At 38.9% G+C, this 18,279-nt stretch carries 13 protein-coding genes; 4 read left to right on the top strand and 9 right to left on the bottom strand.

Annotated elements, in window-relative coordinates:
• The 8 genes from phsA (Sdiek1_RS01510) to Sdiek1_RS01475 all read right to left on the bottom strand — a co-directional run bounded on the left by phsA (Sdiek1_RS01510) (position 1) and on the right by Sdiek1_RS01475 (position 12,481).
• On the bottom strand, positions 1 to 2,286 hold the full coding sequence (gene phsA / locus Sdiek1_RS01510) for a thiosulfate reductase PhsA (RefSeq protein ID WP_087437576.1): 2,286 nt from the start codon (positions 2,284 to 2,286) through the stop codon (positions 1 to 3).
• Between the two features lie 178 nt (positions 2,287 to 2,464).
• Positions 2,465 to 5,230: a bifunctional diguanylate cyclase/phosphodiesterase gene (locus Sdiek1_RS01505; protein WP_238099246.1), complete on the bottom strand. Its 2,766-nt coding sequence runs from the start codon at positions 5,228 to 5,230 to the stop codon at positions 2,465 to 2,467.
• 178 nt (positions 5,231 to 5,408) lie between these two features.
• Entirely contained in the window at positions 5,409 to 6,362 is a 954-nt protein-coding gene (gene nrfD / locus Sdiek1_RS01500) for an NrfD/PsrC family molybdoenzyme membrane anchor subunit (protein ID WP_087437575.1), read from the bottom strand.
• Positions 6,359 to 6,931, bottom strand: coding sequence for a 4Fe-4S dicluster domain-containing protein (locus tag Sdiek1_RS01495; protein WP_087437574.1), 573 nt, complete (start codon positions 6,929 to 6,931; stop codon positions 6,359 to 6,361). Before Sdiek1_RS01495 ends, nrfD begins: the two co-directional genes overlap by 4 nt.
• A 15-nt stretch (positions 6,932 to 6,946) precedes the next feature.
• On the bottom strand, positions 6,947 to 9,238 hold the full coding sequence (gene phsA / locus Sdiek1_RS01490; protein ID WP_087437573.1) for a thiosulfate reductase PhsA: 2,292 nt from the start codon (positions 9,236 to 9,238) through the stop codon (positions 6,947 to 6,949).
• Between the two features lie 85 nt (positions 9,239 to 9,323).
• Complete coding sequence (mnmL, locus tag Sdiek1_RS01485; RefSeq protein ID WP_238099090.1) at positions 9,324 to 10,964, bottom strand: tRNA modification radical SAM protein MnmL/YtqA; 1,641 nt, start codon at positions 10,962 to 10,964, stop codon at positions 9,324 to 9,326.
• A gap of 29 nt (positions 10,965 to 10,993) precedes the next feature.
• Positions 10,994 to 11,305: a nitrous oxide-stimulated promoter family protein gene (locus Sdiek1_RS01480; protein WP_238099088.1), complete on the bottom strand. Its 312-nt coding sequence runs from the start codon at positions 11,303 to 11,305 to the stop codon at positions 10,994 to 10,996.
• Positions 11,306 to 11,476: 171 nt separating this feature from the next.
• On the bottom strand, positions 11,477 to 12,481 hold the full coding sequence (locus tag Sdiek1_RS01475; RefSeq protein WP_087437570.1) for a c-type cytochrome: 1,005 nt from the start codon (positions 12,479 to 12,481) through the stop codon (positions 11,477 to 11,479).
• 97 nt (positions 12,482 to 12,578) lie between these two features.
• Here Sdiek1_RS01475 and Sdiek1_RS01470 point away from each other — a divergent pair, with 97 nt between their 5' ends.
• From Sdiek1_RS01470 to Sdiek1_RS01460, 3 genes are read left to right on the top strand one after another with little or no spacing between them, the layout of a single operon-like run.
• On the top strand, positions 12,579 to 13,553 hold the full coding sequence (locus Sdiek1_RS01470) for a cache domain-containing protein (protein WP_238099245.1): 975 nt from the start codon (positions 12,579 to 12,581) through the stop codon (positions 13,551 to 13,553).
• Positions 13,550 to 14,209 (top strand): response regulator transcription factor, encoded by a 660-nt coding sequence (locus tag Sdiek1_RS01465; protein WP_087437568.1) that lies wholly within the window; start codon positions 13,550 to 13,552, stop codon positions 14,207 to 14,209. Before Sdiek1_RS01470 ends, Sdiek1_RS01465 begins: the two co-directional genes overlap by 4 nt.
• Entirely contained in the window at positions 14,199 to 15,374 is a 1,176-nt protein-coding gene (locus tag Sdiek1_RS01460) for a sensor histidine kinase (protein WP_087437567.1), read from the top strand. Before Sdiek1_RS01465 ends, Sdiek1_RS01460 begins: the two co-directional genes overlap by 11 nt.
• Here the strand turns inward: Sdiek1_RS01460 and Sdiek1_RS01455 are convergent.
• A complete protein-coding gene (locus tag Sdiek1_RS01455; RefSeq protein ID WP_192866760.1) occupies positions 15,369 to 15,587 on the bottom strand; it encodes a cold-shock protein in 219 nt (72 codons plus the stop codon). The two genes, Sdiek1_RS01460 and Sdiek1_RS01455, sit on opposite strands and share 6 nt — an antisense overlap.
• 184 nt (positions 15,588 to 15,771) lie before the next feature.
• Here Sdiek1_RS01455 and Sdiek1_RS01450 point away from each other — a divergent pair, with 184 nt between their 5' ends.
• Complete coding sequence (locus tag Sdiek1_RS01450) at positions 15,772 to 18,279, top strand: EAL domain-containing protein (protein ID WP_087437566.1); 2,508 nt, start codon at positions 15,772 to 15,774, stop codon at positions 18,277 to 18,279.

The raw sequence follows: 18,279 nt of genomic DNA, 5'->3' as shown, positions 1-18,279 counted from the left end.
CTATATTTTGATAATATTGACACCAACATTGGTGATCATTGCGCCACAAAGCGTGGCGCTCTCTAACGATAAGAGCTTTGAAGAATTGATCCCTTTTCCATGTGTACGCTTAAGAGCAGGAGCATCGTGCCCAAAACCCATATACGCAAACAGTGTATCGGGGCGAATACCCTCGGTAATAAATACCGTTGCCTTTTCTTTGGAAATACCATTTTCAAGATAAAAGGTATCACCCATTTTGAGTCCATGAATTTTTGCTGTGGAAGGGTGCATCCAAATTGGATTTGTTGAGAGTAACATATTCAAATACGGTACATTCTGTGTGTGCCCATTGGTATGAACAGCGCTTTTCCCACTGGTTAAAACATAAGGAAATCCTTGTTTGACATCCATATCCACACTACTTGGAACTCCATATCCTTTAAACAATTTTTCAACCTCTTCGCAATAAATTTCTATCTTACCTGAGGGTGTTTTAAGCTTTTGCAAAAGATGACTAAACGTACCTTGCTTATCTAGCCACACACGACTTTGAGGATACCTCTCACAAAAATGCTCCACAAAAGTGGGCTCTAGCGCTAAAAGAGGAGGTACATCAAATGTTGCTGCGCCTCTTTTAAGCAATGTTTCGAGTAAAACGTCGTTCCCTTTGGCTTGATAGGCTCGTAGTTCAAGAACACTTTTCCATGAATAATGACTCCCAAGCCCCATGCGTTCTGCAAGATCACGGATAATTTCTATGGCACTTTTATTGCGATGAAGTGGTTCTACAATACGGTTACGCATTGCATAATAGGGGCTTTTAAACGCAATTGTGCTAATACCTTCATCACGTTCTAAATAAGTTACCTCAGGTAAAATCACATCTGCCATCATCGCTGTATCGGAGAGATAAATGTCATTGACAACAATAAACTCTAACTGCTCCATTGCCTCTTTCATCTTTTGAGGATTTGCTACCGTGACTAAAGGATTGTGTCTGGTTAGAAACCATCCTTTTATCTCATAAGGCGTTTGAGTCATAATCGCTTCAGGAATAGCCGTCAAGGAACCATGCCTTCTTGAGACAAAGCGTAAAGCTCCCATTTCACCTGCTTGATCGATGCGTTGTTCATTCACCAAGGGTCTTGGATAAGGATTATTCAGTTCTGGTACAATTTCTTCTTTAGCAAGGGCATTAACCCGTTCAGCTGTTTTTGCAAAGTAAATACCACCCTCTTTTTCAACATTCCCCATCAAAATATTTGCCATCAAGATAGCACGAGATCGCTGATATTCTGCCTTAGTGGTGGTGGCTTTATGCCCCCAATCAATAATACATTTAGGAGAAGCTTCATAAATTTCTGCCGCAAGACGTTCAACCACTTTGGCATCAATACCCGTAAGAGGCTGTTGCCACTGAGGCGTTGTTTCTTTCACTGAGCGTGCTAATTTATCAAAACCAATCGTATACTGCTCGACAAAATTTTTATTGTATTTGCCATCCCTAATCCATACATGTAAAAGAGAAAGGACAAACGCTAAATCACTCCCTGGTTTAATCGGATACCATTCGTTAGCTTTAGAAGCTATGATGGAAAAACGAGGGTCTAAAACAACCAATTTTTTAGAAGGATTGGCAGAAAATTGTGCCATCGCTTTGGTTAGGGGAATATCGAGTCCTTCAAAAAGGTTATGTCCAAAATTAAGAATATAGGTAGCATGTTCAAAATCGCGATGCAGTTTTTCACCGAACGTTTGTTTAAAGGCACTTTCAATCGCAATCGGACAAGAACTCCAATGTGAAAAAACATTGGGTGAACCAAATGCGGAAGCAAAAGAGCAGAGAAGATCGTACTGCTCTCCTGTTTTGGCAGAGAAGATGACACTTCTGGCACCATAACGCTCTTTCAACGCACTTAGTTTTCCAGCAATAAGACTGAGCGCCTCATCCCAACTGGCTTCCTTCCATTTGTTTTCACCCCGTTTACCCACGCGAATCAATGGTGTAACAAGTCTTTGGGGATCATAAAGCTGAGAAGCTCCTGCAACCCCTTTGGCACACAAACTCGTTCCCATCTCTTTCACAAAAGCGTTGCCTTGAAGCAAGACAGTTTTACCATTGATAACACGTGCTTCCATAGGACAACGACTACTGCACATTTCACAAATGGAACGAATAAACTTATCTTCACTTTTGAGGGCTACTTCGCCAAGCGCACCTAAGCTTCCAGGTAAGAAAACACTCGCCGTTGCGCTGGTTGTTGCAACCTTTAAAAAGTCTCTTCTGGCTTGAATATAATCCACGCTTTACTCACTTATTGTTTTACTTTATTGTAAGATAATTTGACTTTAAAATGAGACTTTTTTAAAGAAGTAAGATGCTCTTTTTACAGAAGGTAATCATCGGTATGCTAGTAGCTCATACCTCTTTTTCCGTTTGCTAAAAACAAGTTAAAAAGATGAAATAATAGGACTTGGTTTACTAAAGAGATAACCTTGAGAAAAATCTACATGTAAACTCAAAAGTTTTTTCTTGAATCGCTTCTCGATCCACAAATTCTGCCACTATTTCATAGCCCATTTTTTTTGCAAAAGAGATAATGGTTTCTACCGTCATGGCACTTATTTCATTCGTATCAATGTCTTTGATCAAAGAACCATCAATTTTAATCATATCAACTTCCAATTTAACCAAGTAAGCAAAATTGGAGTAACCCGTTCCAAAATCATCAATCGCAATGCGACATCCAAGCTGTTTGACTTCATGAATAAACGCCGTGATCTCACCAAAATTTTCAATGCCTTCTGACTCGACAATCTCCAAAATTACCCGATCTGCACACTGATATTTTTTGATATTGTCATACAAACACTCTTTCACCGAAGTCGAGAGAATATCACCTTTCGTAAGGTTAATTGAAAAATCTACTTCAAAATCTTTGAGATATTCAAAAGACTTATTGATCATAATCTTCGTAAGTTTTCCATATAATCGTGTCTTTTTAGCTTGATCTAAAAAGGAGTATGGACTAAGATAATGACCATCCTCTTCTTGAAGTCGCATCAGCACTTCATACTTGGTAATTTTATGCAACTTATTGTCATAAATACCTTGAAAAAAAGGCACAATGCAATCATGATCAATCGCTGTTTTTATTTTTTGAATAATTTGAATATTATGCTTTGTTTTGTTTTTTAATATTTCGTTAGCTTCATAAAAAACGACCGCTTGATTGTGCGTTTTAGCTTCTTTCAGTGCCACGTGGGACTGCATATAAATTTCATCAGAACTTCCTTTGGCTACACCAACATTAATCCGAACAACCACTTCATAGCCTTTGATTATAAAAACTTTTTTTTCAAGACTATGAATCATTTGCTTAATGTTGTCACGAGCAGTTGAGATAATTTTAATATCTTGACTTGTCAGTAAAACCGCAAACTCATCTCCATTAATACGAAAAACCACATCTGCATGACTGTTAAAACTCTTCATTAAAAATGAGCTATTTGTTTTAAAAAGCTCATCGCCTACGTCGTACCCTAAATAATCATTAATCTCTGAAAAACCAATCAGATTGAGTAAAATTAATAATTTTGTGTTGTGATCTAAACGAAGGCGATGAAAAAGTGCTTCACGGTTTCCAAAACCAGTGAGTTCATCTTTGAAATGCTGTTCAATCAACTGATCTTTAACAATTAAATCTGTGATGTCAAAATGAGCACAAAGATACTCCAGAGTATTGCCTGCTTCATCAAAAATAGGCATAATGGTATTTTGAAGATAATGGACATTACCCGATTTAATAACAACTCTGACGATCCCTTTCCATATCTCTTTACGTTTGAGCGTTTCCCAAAGATTTGCATAAAGAGCTGGGTCAGCGTCACTTGGTCTGAACATACGATGTGTTTTACCTAACAATTCTTCTTCTGTGTAACCTACAACCTTACAAAAAGGCTCACTTGCATACGTAATACGCCCAGTGATATCGGACTTAGAGACAATACAACACTCATCTAAAATCATTTTATACTGATTAAGAAAATTCATATTAACATCAAGTTCATGTTGGGTTGTATTGACAAGGTGGGTTAAGGATTTAAGCGTCGAGCCATTTGTTTCTGGTTTGTCACCCAAAGGATGAGAAATGATATAGTCTGATTCACTCAGTGTCAACACCGTAGTCGTGACATTAAGGAGTTGGTTTTCATGTTTGGAATGAAAGAACTCACCATATGTAAAAAATCCAGATGTGGGAGCAATTTGCTGTAAAAGTCCAAATTCGTAATTGAGTTGTTTTTGCAAAAATCGTTTGCGAACTGCACAGGAATAGATAAAAATGGTCTCAACAGGTTTTTCATTGATTTGCTCTTGTATGAGAGCTGCTTTATCCATAATTTCTTCAATATTTCCAATCGAAAAATGTACCTTTTCCCCCTCATCCAAATGTCCTGAAAAAATCAAAGAACCATCTTCATTGGAACCAATCAATGAGCGACATACTTCTATTTCATCACATGTTTTTATAAAAGGAAATTCCATGGCACTGCTAGGAATGTTTTGCAAAATATCATTCCCTAAATAGTGTTGATAGACTTCTTGAATAGGTTGATGATCAACCTCATAAATAGCTTCTTTATGGACTTTGGTAATCGTCAGTTCTTGACCAATTTGTGTCCAACCAAGGGAATAAGCACTGTTTACATGTAAAGATTTACCGCCTAATGTAGCCAGCACTATGCCATGATCTAAAATTTGATCCTCGCAAATAATAAAAGCACTTTGAAATAAAAAATTATCAGCAGCATTTCCACCAGAGAGAGGCATATCGGCTCTTAGGCTATTAAATCCTTTCATAAAATCTTCACTGTCATCCGCACCAAAAGGATGTGCTAAGGCAATACATACTTTAGTCTCTTTTTCCAGAATCGAAGTAGCCGCTTTTTGTCCACTTTCAAAGTTTACATCAGCAAAATAATAGGCTTTGGCTACACTCTTTTTCAGCTGACAAAATACAAGTAAAATAGTATTATCTTGAATATGTCCCTCTTGAATCTCTCCTGCAGTGCTGGTGCCGATAATCACGCTTTTGGGAAATTTTAATTTTAAAAGATGAAGGATAGAGGCAATTTTTATTTTGTCAAAATCACCACAAAAAAGTTGAATAAAGAGTTGATTATTAGGGCTAAAATTAGCACTTGAAAACTTTTCAAGTGCATCAATTGTTTCGTAACAATAACTCATCGACTTCACGACAACACCTTATTTTGATATTTTATCTGCAAAGTAATCTAATATTTACCTGATACTACTAATTTTTATAAGAAGATTATTTTATCATAATATGCAAATTTTACATATTAAATCTAAAAAGAAAAACTCCCTCACTTAGGAGGGAGTTAGTGGGTAACGAAGGCTTGACTTATCCTACGAAGATTTGTCCTGCGTAGAGAATATAATAACGAAGTGACATAACGCCGACCAACACGATCAGTGAATTGAAGATTACAAAACCGTGAGAGTGTTTAACACCATGAGGTAATGCAAAATTAAGTCCAATAGGCAACACTAACCCTAAGCCAATAACACCCAACCAAAGTAATGTTGAAAGTCCACCCGTGCTAAGTGCTGCTTTGGCGACATGCGCAGCCGATCCTCCTTGATAAAACATTCCTACAAAAAGAATGAATAAGAAGAAAAGCTCTACAAAACTCACTTTGACATCTAACCCATGAAGGTAACTGACATTGCCATCTTTGGTACTGCTGTTAAAGAAAAGAAGTCCTGCCACCAAGTTGGCTGAAATACCTGCTGAAATACCTGAAACCAAAAAAAGTGCTGGTAAAACAGGGGTATTAAATAAGGGGTAACTGTTCATTGCTGAAAGCAAGAAACCGGTATATGCACCCACACCTACGGCTAAAATCAGTGTCACACTTTCGATGACTTTAGCATATGCCAATGCAAGATTGGCAAGAGGCGCTAAAAATTGAAGTGGTCCTGTTTCAAAAAGTTCTTTTTTAAAGACGCCCATGAAAAAGAGAATGACGACAGGGAAATACGCAAACAAAGCCAAAACACCCAGTGTCATCACAGAGCCAAAGTTATAATGAATCAACAATTTCCAAAAATGAAGCGGACGCGTAAGATCGGTAATCAAAAGGAGCAAACCTGCACCAATGGTAACCGGCGCCAAAATAGAACCCGCTTTGATAATGCCATCCCAAGGAGAGACATCATTGCCTTTCATCCATTTAATCACGATGGCTGAAATAATCGCTCCTGCAGAGAGACCTGCAAGGAAAAGATAGACCGCAATCGGCCAATGCCATACGACTGTGTTATATTGCTCCATTGAGCCCCATATTTGATTCATGAGTTGATCCCTCCTTTATGGTTAGGTACGATAAACATTTTTGGGTTAGTTCCCAGTTTTTCTTTTTCACGATATGTGACACGCGTTGAAAGGGCTTGATTGATCTTACTTTTTGGATCATTTAGGTCACCAAAAATAAGTGCATCTGTTGGACATACCGTCACACACGCAGGTTCTTCACCACGGGCTAAGCGTGTATCATGACAGAAAGTACATTTATCAGGCGCTTTGGTCACAGGATGGACATAACGTGCTTGGTAAGGACATGCTGCAACACAGTACAAACAGCCTACACACAAATCAACATCGACTAAGACGATGCCTTCTTCTGTGATATGTGAAGCTTTTGTTGGGCAAACACTCACACACGGTGTATTTTCACATTGGACACACGATTGGCGGTGATACTCATAGCCAAGCGTGCCATTAGGATACTCTTCTTCTTTCACCCAAACCTGTAAACGGTACACGGATTCGGGTATTTCATTTTCAGACCTGCACGCGATGCTGCATGCTTGACAACCGATACAAAGATTATTATCGTGGATCATTCCATATTTTTTTGCCATTGTTCTTTCCTCCCCTTACGCTTTTTTGACTTTGACGCCAACCACATGCAGATTCATACCGCAGTTAGCCGATACATGCGGAGAATAAAGTGAATTGCTGTTAACACCTTTGCCATAAGCTCGTTTGAGCTCTTTACTGATATGTCCAAATCCAAAATATGCAAACACAGTGTCTTCTCTCACACCTTTGGTAACAAGCGCTTTGCCTTTTTGCGTTGCATATTTGTTAGAGACTTCAATCTTATCCCCATTGCTAATGCCAAGGCGTGCAGCCGTTTTAGGATGAATCCAGACGCTTGCATCATCACAGAGATTATTGAGCCAGAGGTTGTTACCATTGTGTCCATTGGTACGAACGGCTGATTTTCCATTGATAAAGTAGAGCTCATCAGCCTCTTTGTATTTATAAGGCTCGTAACTTAAAGCGCCTTTTTTAGAAACCGTTTCAAGTTCTGGGCTGAAAAGTTTGATTTTATGAGGGAAATCAATCGTGCCTTCTTCATTCACTTTACTGGCTGCACTAGGATATTTTGCAACAAATGCTGCCACACTTTTTTTATCTTGAAGCAAAAGAGGCACACCAAAACTCGCCATTCCTGTTGCTTTAAGTCTTGCCAAAAGATCGATATTATCTCCCACTTGTTGTAAACGGTAATCTTCGATGTCTTTGTATGGGAAATAGGCACTTAAACCCATTTTTTCCGCTAACTCTTTAGCCACTCTCCAACCTGGACGAGATTCACCAATAGGCTCAACCACTTTTTGTCGACCGACATCATAAGTTGGATTTTTGCCGCCACCTGCATTAAACTCTTCATCTCTCTCTAAGTATGTTGTGTCTGGAAGGACGATGTCAGCATACCAAGCAGTATCGGAGACTTGAATATCCATAACAACCACCAAATCCATCGCTTTAATCGCTTTAATGACCGTTTCGGTATTGCTTTGTGTCATGACAGGATTGTTACGTGCGATAAACCAGCCATGAAGTCGATAAGGAACTCCTGGAAGATCTTCTAACGTCGCTTTAGGAATCAATGTAACGATACCATTGCCTTTTTTGGCTAAGAAAAATTCACTGTCTTTTTCACCAATACGATCAATTCTTGGGAATTCTACTTTGGGATAGGCAGGAATTTTTGGTTTTTTAAGTACAGGTGCTTTGGCATCAGTTTCGCCAAGGAATTTATTGTAGAATCCTGCACCTTTGTTGAGGTAATAACCACCCTCTTGCTCCACGGCACCCACTAAGACGTTACACATCATAATCGCACGACGAAGTTCTAACTCTTGAGGTGTCAAGGTAACTCTGTGGCAGAAGTCAAAAATGGCTTTCGGTGCTGCTTTGGCAAATTCGCGCGCCATACGTTTGATGGTATCAGCTGGAATATCACACTCCAACGCCATTTTCTCAGGAGTATACTCAGCCACTGATGCTTTAAGCTCATCAAAGCCTTCGCAGTATTTCTCAACGAATTTTTTATTGTAAAGGTTTTCGTTAATGAGAGTGTGAATAAATGCAAGGACAAAAGGAAGGTCATGTCCTGGTTTAATCGGATGCCATTCACTCGCTTTGGCTGCCATCGTTGAAAGTCTTGGATCAAGAGAAATGACTTTAGCACCGTGTTCTAATGCTTCCATGTATTGACGTGCATACGAGATAACAATACCTTCAAAGACGTTATGGCTTGGGTTAATGATGTATTTTGCTTTGGCAAAATCACGACTGACACCATTTTCAAAAATATCATCCATCGCCAAATCGTACGCCAATGGGCAGGTCGCTTCATGTCCAAAAATATTTGGAGAACCATACGCTTGTGCCAAATTATGGAACCATGTTTTGTTCCAACCACTACGTGCTGTAAACGCTACGGTGTGCGCGCCATGTTTTTGTTTGATTTCATCTAGTTTTTTGGCTATAAAAGTGTAAGCTTCGTCCCAACTGACCACTTTCCACTTTCCTTCACCACGCTCACCCACACGCATAATAGGATGGACTAATCGTTGTGGATCGTAAAGTTGATTGAACCCTGAACCACCACGAGCACAGACTTTACCGCCTCTTCCTTTATCAGCTGGATTACCACGAATAAACACACCTTTACCATCTTCCACACGTGCTTCAATGGTACACGAACTTGTACACATCTCGCAAATACTTGGTGTAAATTTGGCATTGCCTTTGTAGTGCTTTTGACTCTCTTCCATTGCACCCAGTGTTCCTGGAATGCTAGAGAGACTGGCAACTGCAGCAGCGGTAGAAGAGAGTTTTATAAATCCCCTTCGGCTAAGCATTTGAGTCATCTTTTATCCTTTATCTAAGATTTAAGTATGACTATCTTAGTCCTCCTATGTAAATTTTATGTAAATTATGAAGTTTATTTTAGATTTAGTTAGACGATTTTTGATGTAGTGTTTCGATTTGCTTATCGTTATATACGCCGTATATATCACGGTAGGGTTCTTTTTCATGTAAATAGCTTGACGAAGAAAGTGTCGCCATAATGCCTTGAATGTCGCTCGTGGCATCTTTGATGACTACCGCATCAAAGCCAGCAAGATTCAACCCCACTTGGCTTACATGTAAAGTGGTTGAAGCGACTAAAATGCCATCAGGTTTGAGCAGTTTTCGCAGGTTTTGGAAAAATTCTAACGTGACGAGTGAAGCGTTATTGCTCTCGATAAACGGGTCTAAAAAAATGACATCAAATGGTTCGCGCAAAAGGGTGGCAGCATAGCGCGCTTCGGCATTTAGAAACTCAACGCTCGCAAAATCATCATCGTATCGTTTACATGTAAAAAGAGCATTCAACATCTTTACATGTAAAGTATCCGAAATAACAGCAGAAGCCTTTTGTAAGAGCATTCGATCGTGGTCAATCGTCTTTACATGTAAACGGTTTTTACTCATCTTTTGCGCAAGTTCAACCGCACAAAAACTGTTATAACCCATACCCAAACCAATCTCCAAAAGCTTCACATCACCTTTTTCAAGACGCGTTTTGAGGTTGGAGTGTGCGAGGAAAAGCTCTTTGGCCTGACGGGTTGCGCCTGCTTTGGGATGGTAGTAATCACGGTAGATTTCATTCCAAAAAGTCGTACTTCCATCTTCTAGGCTTATTTTTTGTGGTATTTCATAACTTTCTTCGGGCTGTTTTTCAACTAAGTCACCCTGTCGGATTCCCCGATAGCGCATCGTTTGCGCCACATATTCACCAAATTGTCCTTTAGCCATATGCCACTTTGGAGCAATTAGTTCGTGTTCAGGTGTATCGGTGGCAAGACGTAAAATAGGAATGTGTGAAGGAACAAACCGAAGCAGTTCCATCAGCGCCTCGGCATAGGCATACTCGCTTAAAAGGGCAAAAGGATTTTGGGAAAACTCGCGTGCCAAGTCGGTGTTTTGAATGACATGTAAATTGTGAAATTTAATGCCATCAATGCTCGCATCTACTAAGCCTTGCACGCTCTCTTTCCACAGTGCAGGTGTTTCATGAGGCAAGCCGATAATGAGATGCGCATAGACTTTCAAACCTTTACCATGTAAACGTTTGATGGCTTCTAGCGAACAGGCGGCATCATGCCCTCGGTTGATGCGTTTTAAACTCGCATCGTGCAAGCTTTGCACGCCCAGTTCCACTACCACATCAATGCTTTGATTCAGTTCAGCCAAATACTCCAGTGTCGATTCGCCCAGACAATCAGGTCTCGTGCCTACATGTAATGCGCGAAAAGGATACAGTGAGAGCAGTTTTTCATAGGTCTCTTTTTGTTTGATAAGGGAAGCAAATGTTCCCGTATAGGCTTGAATGTAAAGCGCAAAGGAGGAGGCGTTGTAACGCCTTTTGGCAAAGGAAAGCGCTTTTTGCATCTGCTCTTCCACGCTCTTTGCATCTGCAATTTGAGCTGCGCGAGCACCGTGTTCGGGGCAAAAGGAACAGCCGCCACTGCCATCACGCTCGCGATTGGGGCAACCAAACTCCACATTAACAGGGACACTAAAAAGTGCTTCGCCATACACGCTTTGCATATGCGCTTTATGGCTGAGATACGGCAGCATTATTTGGAAAAGATTTTGCGAATTTTGGTAAGCCCTAATTGCATCCCGCTGAAACTCATCACTTGCGCCATCTTTTTCCACATTGGCTTGTCATAACATGGATCGGGACATTTGCGACAGCTTGGCTTATGCTCATGCGGACAATTTTTAAGCTTTCCATAGCCATAAATAAACAATGTTTCACACTCTTCACAGATATGGTATGGCAATTCACATAAAGACTCTTCTTTAAAACTGACCTCTAAGACTCCTTTTTTTTTAGGAACATCTTGATGCTTTTTATCACAATGCAACTGAATAAAACGGTGCAAGGTTTGCGTCTCTGAGATGAGTTTTTTCTTTGGTCATGTGCGCTCTTTTGTATGGAATAGTTTATTATAAAGTAATAGTATAAACAAAAAATCATTACATGTAAAAGGGTGTGGTATTTTAGAGAGGATCTTTAATGAAGTAGTGGCAAACCGAAGTTTGCCACAGGGTATTTACTCTGCTTTTTTAGCAGGGATAATAATGCCTTGATAAGGACCAACTTTATGTTGAAGACGTGTTTTGTTATCATCATAAGGTCCAATATCGCTATCGGCCGCTTTCACTTTAAGATCAGGAAAATCTTTGTCTTTATTGGCTTTGATGGGGCGTTCTTTGTCGTAATTGTTGATATATGCTGCGACATCATACGCTTGAGCGTCACTCAAAATTTTAGCATCGCTGGTTGCACCCAGTGGCATATTCGCCACAATCCAGTCAGCTGCTTTAATCAGTCTAAACATACCAGCACCCGTGTTATAGGTATCTTTTCCCCACAATGGTGGAAACTCATAGCCCATCGCTTTGCCTTCACGTTTGACACCTTGTCCATTGTCACCATGACACGAAGCACACATCTCTTTATAGACCTTCTCGCCCGCAATTGGATCAGCCGCGCGACTCATGATCATTTTACGATCGACTTTGGTTAAAGAGCTTCCTTCTACTTTGGCGCCAATTGGCACACCTTGCGCTAGCCAGTACATATAGGCCACCATTGCTTTCATCTCTTTACCATTCTCTGGCAATGGTTTACCATTCATACTACGTGCCATACAGCCGTTAATACGCTCTTCAATCGTACCAATAGCATTTTCACGTGGACGGTATTGTGGGAAGTTTGCAAAAACACCCATAAAACCCGCAGAGTATTTTTTAGTTCCTGCATCTAAGTGGCAGCTGTTACATGCAAGATTATTACCCGCATAGCGCATTTTTTTATCAGCAACTTCAGGACCAATGTATTTATACGTCTCTTGGACTAACGCTTTACCATAGCGCACATAATCGCCAAATAGGTTATTAGGAATCGTTTTTTCATCGGGTGCTTGCCAATCTTTCACCACAGCTGGTTTAAAGCCTTGGTCACTTCGTTTCGCAAGTTCCCCAACATCAAATGCAAAAAGCCCGCTTGCACAGGATGCGACCAATGCTAGTTTGAGCATCAAATCTACCTTCATAAAAGCCTCCTTTAGAATAATTCATGGGATTATCATACGCTTCTCATGTCAATTTATCGTCAATTTCTCCACTGTACTTTTAAGGTATAATTTGGCAATGGTTTCTATTAAAAAGGATCTGTCATCAAAAAATTTCCGCATCTTTGCACTCTTTTTTGGACTCTTTTGTGCGTTGGTACTCAGCCTTGGCTTTTTGATCTATCGCGCTAACCATAACCTCTATATCGAAGATGCTAAAAACAGTGTGGAGAGTGTTCTTGGACTTACTCAAGAGCTCATTTCCAATGAAAAACAACTTGCTTTAAGTATAGCACTGATGCTCTCACAAAGTGAAACACTCAAAGAGGGTTACCTCACCAATGACAGAGCGTTACTTTTTGAAACTTTACAGAGTGAAATTTCTAAAATAAAACAGTATCTCCAAATTGAAAACCTTGAAGTACAACTCCATACGAAAGATTCAAAAGCCTATGTGAGAAGTTGGGATTTTGAAGATTATGGAGATGACCTTTCAACATTTCGCAAAGGGATAGCACTGCTTCAACAAACCAAAATGCCTCTCGTTGCCATTGAACTGGGTAAACGATTGAATATTAAAGCACTCTGCCCTATTTATGCTAAAGAGACATTTATAGGTTCATTAGAGATTATCATTAGTTTTGATGAAGTTGCTCAAAAACTCAATGCAAAAAAAATTAATTTTGTTGTATTGATGGATAAAGAACTTTTAGAAGTTGGTGAATGGATGAAAGAACTTGATCAAATTGATAACTATGTAATTGTCAGTAATAGCTGCCCTAGTGGGTGCATTAATGCCTTAAGTGCCATCATCTCTACCTCAACTTTAGAGAAAGGCTTTGCAAGACAAAATGGTGTACTCTTTGGCTTTACGCCACTGTTTGACATTGAAGCTAAACAGGTTGGCTATATTGGTATCTGGTTTGGTGAATCTTTATTGAAGGAGTCTTTGCTCCTTCGTGCTTCTCTCACTCCCTATACAACACCTTTACATGTAAAAACGCTAGAGCCTGCCATTTCAAACTCTACGCAACGTGAGGTACTCATTCGATGAAAATTTTACTCCTTGAAGATGACCACACTTATAATGAGAGTATTAAAGACTCACTAGAAGAGATGGGCTACGATGTGGATGCCTTTGAAGATGGACTTGTCGCCCTTGATGCACTCTTTGAAAAACAGTACCACCTTGCTCTCTTAGACATTCGTGTACCCCATATGGATGGGTATGAAATTTTAAAAGAGATTCGTAAAGCCAAGCTTGATCTACCCATCATTTTTATTACCTCACTCACCGACATCAATAATCTTTCGCTAGGTTATGAACTGGGGTGTAATGACTATTTACGCAAACCTTTTTCACTGAAAGAGCTTCAATACCGTGTCTCTCAAACGCTTAAAAGTTACCATCTTCATAGTACACTCGATGTTATCCCTCTCACCCATGGGTTTTCCTACCACAGTGATGATCAGAGTCTTTGGTTTGAAGAGATGCAGGTCAATCTAAGTAATTATGAACGAAAACTTCTTTTTGTTTTAGTTAAGAACAGAGGAAATTTTATTTCCATTGAGCTCATTCATGAATACGTCTGGGAAGGCAAAGAGGTGGGCGAAAATGATATACGTATGCTCATTAAAAAGCTACGAGACAAGACCGATAAAGATTTTATCATCACCGCGAAAGGCATAGGATATAAAATTGCAAAGTGAAACCAAAAATGCATTTATCTTTGCTATTATTCTCACACTGCTTACACTTTTGCTAGTCTCTTTTCCGATTTTAAACTATCTCTCCGTTTCGTTGCGCCTGAGTCAAGTGAACCAAGAAGTACAGTTACGCTCCTACGCCAAAGAGATTGAGTCAACCATTCAGAGCATTCTGCCTTTGCAAAAAACTTTTTTGTTTCCACGCTCCATCATCTTTAAAAGCGCTCTTTTAGATGCCAACAACCACATCGTATTTTCACTGATCGAAGAGCCTATTCCGAGTTTTAATGATGAATTTTTTAAAAATAACACTTCTCTTTTTTACAAACATCCTCTTGCGCCCAATGCTTTACATGTAAAGTTTTTAATCGTGCAAAAAGAGATATCTCATTCGCAAGTTATTTTTGATATATTAGTGATTATCGGTGTTGTTTTAGTGGGAATGTTACTCTTTTCGTACCTTCTTTTAAAACTACTTCTCAAACCTTACATTGAAACGTCCACACGGATGAACCTCTTCTTTACCGACGTCATGCACGAGCTTAAAACGCCTCTAGGTATTATGCAACTCAATATTGAGGGCTTGGTACAAAAATACAAAGATAAACGCCTTAGTCGCACTCTTGCGGCTCTTTCTACACTTTCAACATTGTATGATGACCTTGAATACCTCATTAAAAATAAAACGATCACCTATACAACAGAATTACTTGATTTTTCAACGTTTTTGGAAGATCGTATTGCTTATTTTGAGGCATTGAGCTTTTCAAAAGAGATTAGCATTGCCGCAGACATTGAACCTGATCAGTATGTCTGTATCAATCGTATTGAGTTACAACGTATCATTGATAATAATTTAACCAATGCGATTAAATATTCGCCCCCTCAAACCATCATTCATGTCTCGTTAAAAGAAGAGCATCAACACCTCTGTTTTCATGTCCAAGATCAAGGAGTAGGCATTAAAGAAATTGGAAAGATTTTCGAGCGCCATTACAGAGGTGATATCTATAAAGGTGGTTTTGGAATAGGTCTTAGTATTGTGAAAAGTATTTGTGATAAGTATGGTATTGTGGTCGAAGTGAAATCAGAAGAGCAAAAAGGAAGTGAATTTAACTATTGGTTTGAAAAAGAGGTGGAGGAGAAAATCTCCCCCGAAGAATTATAGTGCTGTTACGTTCTCAGCTTGTGGGCCTTTTGGACCTTCGCCTAGTTCATAAGTAACTTTTTGGCCTTCTGCCAAAGATACACGACCATAACCCGATCTATTTACTTGACGAAAGTGTACGAATACATCTTTTCCGCCATCGTTTGGTTGGATAAATCCAAAACCTTTTTCATTGTTAAACCATTTAACGGTTCCCTCTAATAAAGCCATCATATGCTCCTGTTATAAGATCGAAAAGTAGAAAATTGAGTATTTTTGGAGTATTTTAGGATGCTAACTAAAGGTCACGTATCAAAAAACTACCAAAGATGAACTCGAACCTCATCTTTCTAGGAAAATAGTGTATCTTATTTTTTAAAATAAAGCAAATTTAAATCGCATTTCACTATACTAGAGCATGAAAATAGCAAAAACATACGCACTTTACAGCACAATCATCCTTACACTCACACTCATCTTCATTACGAGTGTCTGGTTTGTCAAAAAAGCACAAGAAGAAAGCCAGATTGTACAAGAGCAAAGTAGTGTGTTTGAGCGCTACAAAGCAGTCTTAAATCTTGAAAATAGTGTGTTAAGGCAAATAAGTCTTAACTACTCACGTTTGGATGAAATAAAGGCATTTGTTAATACCCCCGATTTGGCAAAGAACAAAGATAATTTAGAACCTTTACTCTCTGCATTTGGACTTCATTATCTTTTTATTTTTGATGCTTCAAAAAAGCAGGTTTATACCCATAAAAGTGATGGGGTACAAAACATAAATCTTGATTTATCATCATTTAATGCCTCATCTTCTTCATTAAGAGAGTTTTATCACTTTGAAAATGGAACATTTATCCAATTTTTTTTAACACCAATTTATACTTCATCACATTTAGTACAAACAGGCGATCCCATAGGATTTTTACTTTTAGGACGTCTTTTTGATCAATCATTCCTCACAAATATGGAACATACGACTCTTGGATACACCACCTTGTTTCAAAAAGAGAATCACCCTTTTGGTGATCAGCATTTTGAACTTCCACTTCTTTCCTTGCAAAATGAAGTGATTGGCTATCTCGATTTTAACTATTCCACTTCACTTTTACTTTTTATGAATGAATTTCAAAACACTATGGCATTTCTAGGATTCCTTACTATTCTCTGTACCATGGTACTGTTTTATTTTCTCACCCAAAACATTATTTTTATACCGATTAAGCGTATCTCTATGGCACTTAAAAGCCATAATCTTAATTATATTGCAGCTCTCTCACGCCAAAAAGATGAATTGGGTGAAATTGCACATCTTATTTATGATCATGAGAAGCAGACGAACCTCCTTGAACACTACAAAGAGGCCGTAGATGAAAACACCATCGTCTCAAAAAACAATCCCAAAGGTATTATTACCTATGCCAACAAACAATTTATTGCTATTTCTGGCTATAACGAATCAGAACTTTTAGGCAAACCACACAATATTGTGCGACATCCCGATAACCCTCATAGTTTTTTTAAAGAGATGTGGACAACGCTCAAAGAAGGAAAAACATGGAAAGGTGTTGTAAAAAATAGACGTAAAGATGGAACAGCCTACTATGTTAAATCCGTTATTATGCCTCTGTTTGACGATCAAGGAAATATTCAAGAGTATATTGCCATTCGTTACGACGTGAGTGAACTTTTTGAGCAGGTAGATCATCTGCGCAAAGATAAACTTATTGAATTACCAAGTCGTAAAGTGCTCCTAGAAGCCATTGAACACGCTAGTAACCCTCACTTAGCCATTCTAAATATTTCTGGTTTTCGCGACATCAATACCCTGCATGGGCAAGCCTTTGGTGATCTTTACTTGCGTCATTTAGCCATCACTATCAAACAACTTATGTCCAAGTCATGGCAATTTTTTTACCTCCATAGTGATGAATTTGCCCTTTATTGTGATACGTCTGTTCCCGATAATACATTTAACGATGAGTGTCACCACATCCTGACGATCCTGAATCATGAGGGACTTCTGATCCAAAATACATTTTATCCTCTCTCCCTTCGTTGTGGTATTGCAAATGGAGCGAGCTATCTCTATAATCGTGCTGAAATTGCGATGAAAGAAGCACGAACATCGCATAAAGCTTTCGTTATTTACGATGATAACAAGGGCTTTGAAGAGCGTCTTCAAAAAGATATCCAATGGAATGAAACACTGATGAGTGCCCTGAAAGAGAACCGCTTTACGATTTTTTTTCAGGAAATTGTTCCTTTACATGTAAAGGAACCATCACGTAAAAAATACGAAGTGCTCATCCGTCTCATTGATGCGAAAGGCAACATTATTTCTCCCTATCATTTTATTGATCTTTCTAAGCGTATACACCTGTATGACCAACTGACGCGTTTTGTTATGCAAGAAGGATTTAGAGCTGCTGCTGAACTATATTGTGATATTTCAATCAATATTACACAAGAAGATATTCTAACGCCAGATACAATCCAATTATTATTCGATCTACTTAAACAGTATCCTACACTCAAAGGACATATCACCCTTGAGCTAGTTGAATCAGAAGGCTTAGAAGACTCAACAGAGGTACAAACATTTCTACAGCAAGCAAAAGAGCATGGCTGCTTACTCGCGATTGATGATTTTGGATCAGGATATTCTAACTTTGAATACCTTTTGCGTTTAAATGTTGATTTTATCAAAATCGATGGCTCGCTGATTAAACATCTTGATACGGATGCTAACGCCTATGAGACGGTTAAAACGATCACTCATTTTGCAAGAAACCTTGGTATTTTGGTCGTCGCTGAATTTATACATAACAAAGAAGTTTTAGAAAAAGTACAAGAACTTGGCATTGAATTTGGACAAGGGTTTTATTTGCATGAGCCTTCACCTAAACCGAAACTAAAGAGGTAA

It is taken from the genome of Sulfurospirillum diekertiae (genome assembly GCF_002162315.1).
Lineage (GTDB): Bacteria > Campylobacterota > Campylobacteria > Campylobacterales > Sulfurospirillaceae > Sulfurospirillum.
Note: the sequence above shows the minus strand (reverse complement) of the source record. Positions and strands in the feature narration are given on the sequence as shown.

Bases quoted from the DNA above. Each gene is read 5' to 3' on its own strand.
- Sdiek1_RS01505 (WP_238099246.1), bottom strand. From the start codon at position 5,230: ATGAGTTATTGTTACGAAACAATTGATGCACTTGAAAAGTTTTCAAGT.
- nrfD (WP_087437575.1), bottom strand. From the start codon at position 6,362: ATGAATCAAATATGGGGCTCAATGGAGCAATATAACACAGTCGTATGG.
- Sdiek1_RS01495 (WP_087437574.1), bottom strand. From the start codon at position 6,931: ATGGCAAAAAAATATGGAATGATCCACGATAATAATCTTTGTATCGGT.
- phsA (WP_087437573.1), bottom strand. From the start codon at position 9,238: ATGACTCAAATGCTTAGCCGAAGGGGATTTATAAAACTCTCTTCTACC.
- mnmL (WP_238099090.1), bottom strand. From the start codon at position 10,964: ATGCAAAGCGTGTATGGCGAAGCACTTTTTAGTGTCCCTGTTAATGTG.
- Sdiek1_RS01475 (WP_087437570.1), bottom strand. From the start codon at position 12,481: ATGAAGGTAGATTTGATGCTCAAACTAGCATTGGTCGCATCCTGTGCA.
- Sdiek1_RS01470 (WP_238099245.1), top strand. From the start codon at position 12,579: ATGGTTTCTATTAAAAAGGATCTGTCATCAAAAAATTTCCGCATCTTT.
- Sdiek1_RS01465 (WP_087437568.1), top strand. From the start codon at position 13,550: ATGAAAATTTTACTCCTTGAAGATGACCACACTTATAATGAGAGTATT.
- Sdiek1_RS01455 (WP_192866760.1), bottom strand. From the start codon at position 15,587: ATGATGGCTTTATTAGAGGGAACCGTTAAATGGTTTAACAATGAAAAA.
- Sdiek1_RS01450 (WP_087437566.1), top strand. From the start codon at position 15,772: ATGAAAATAGCAAAAACATACGCACTTTACAGCACAATCATCCTTACA.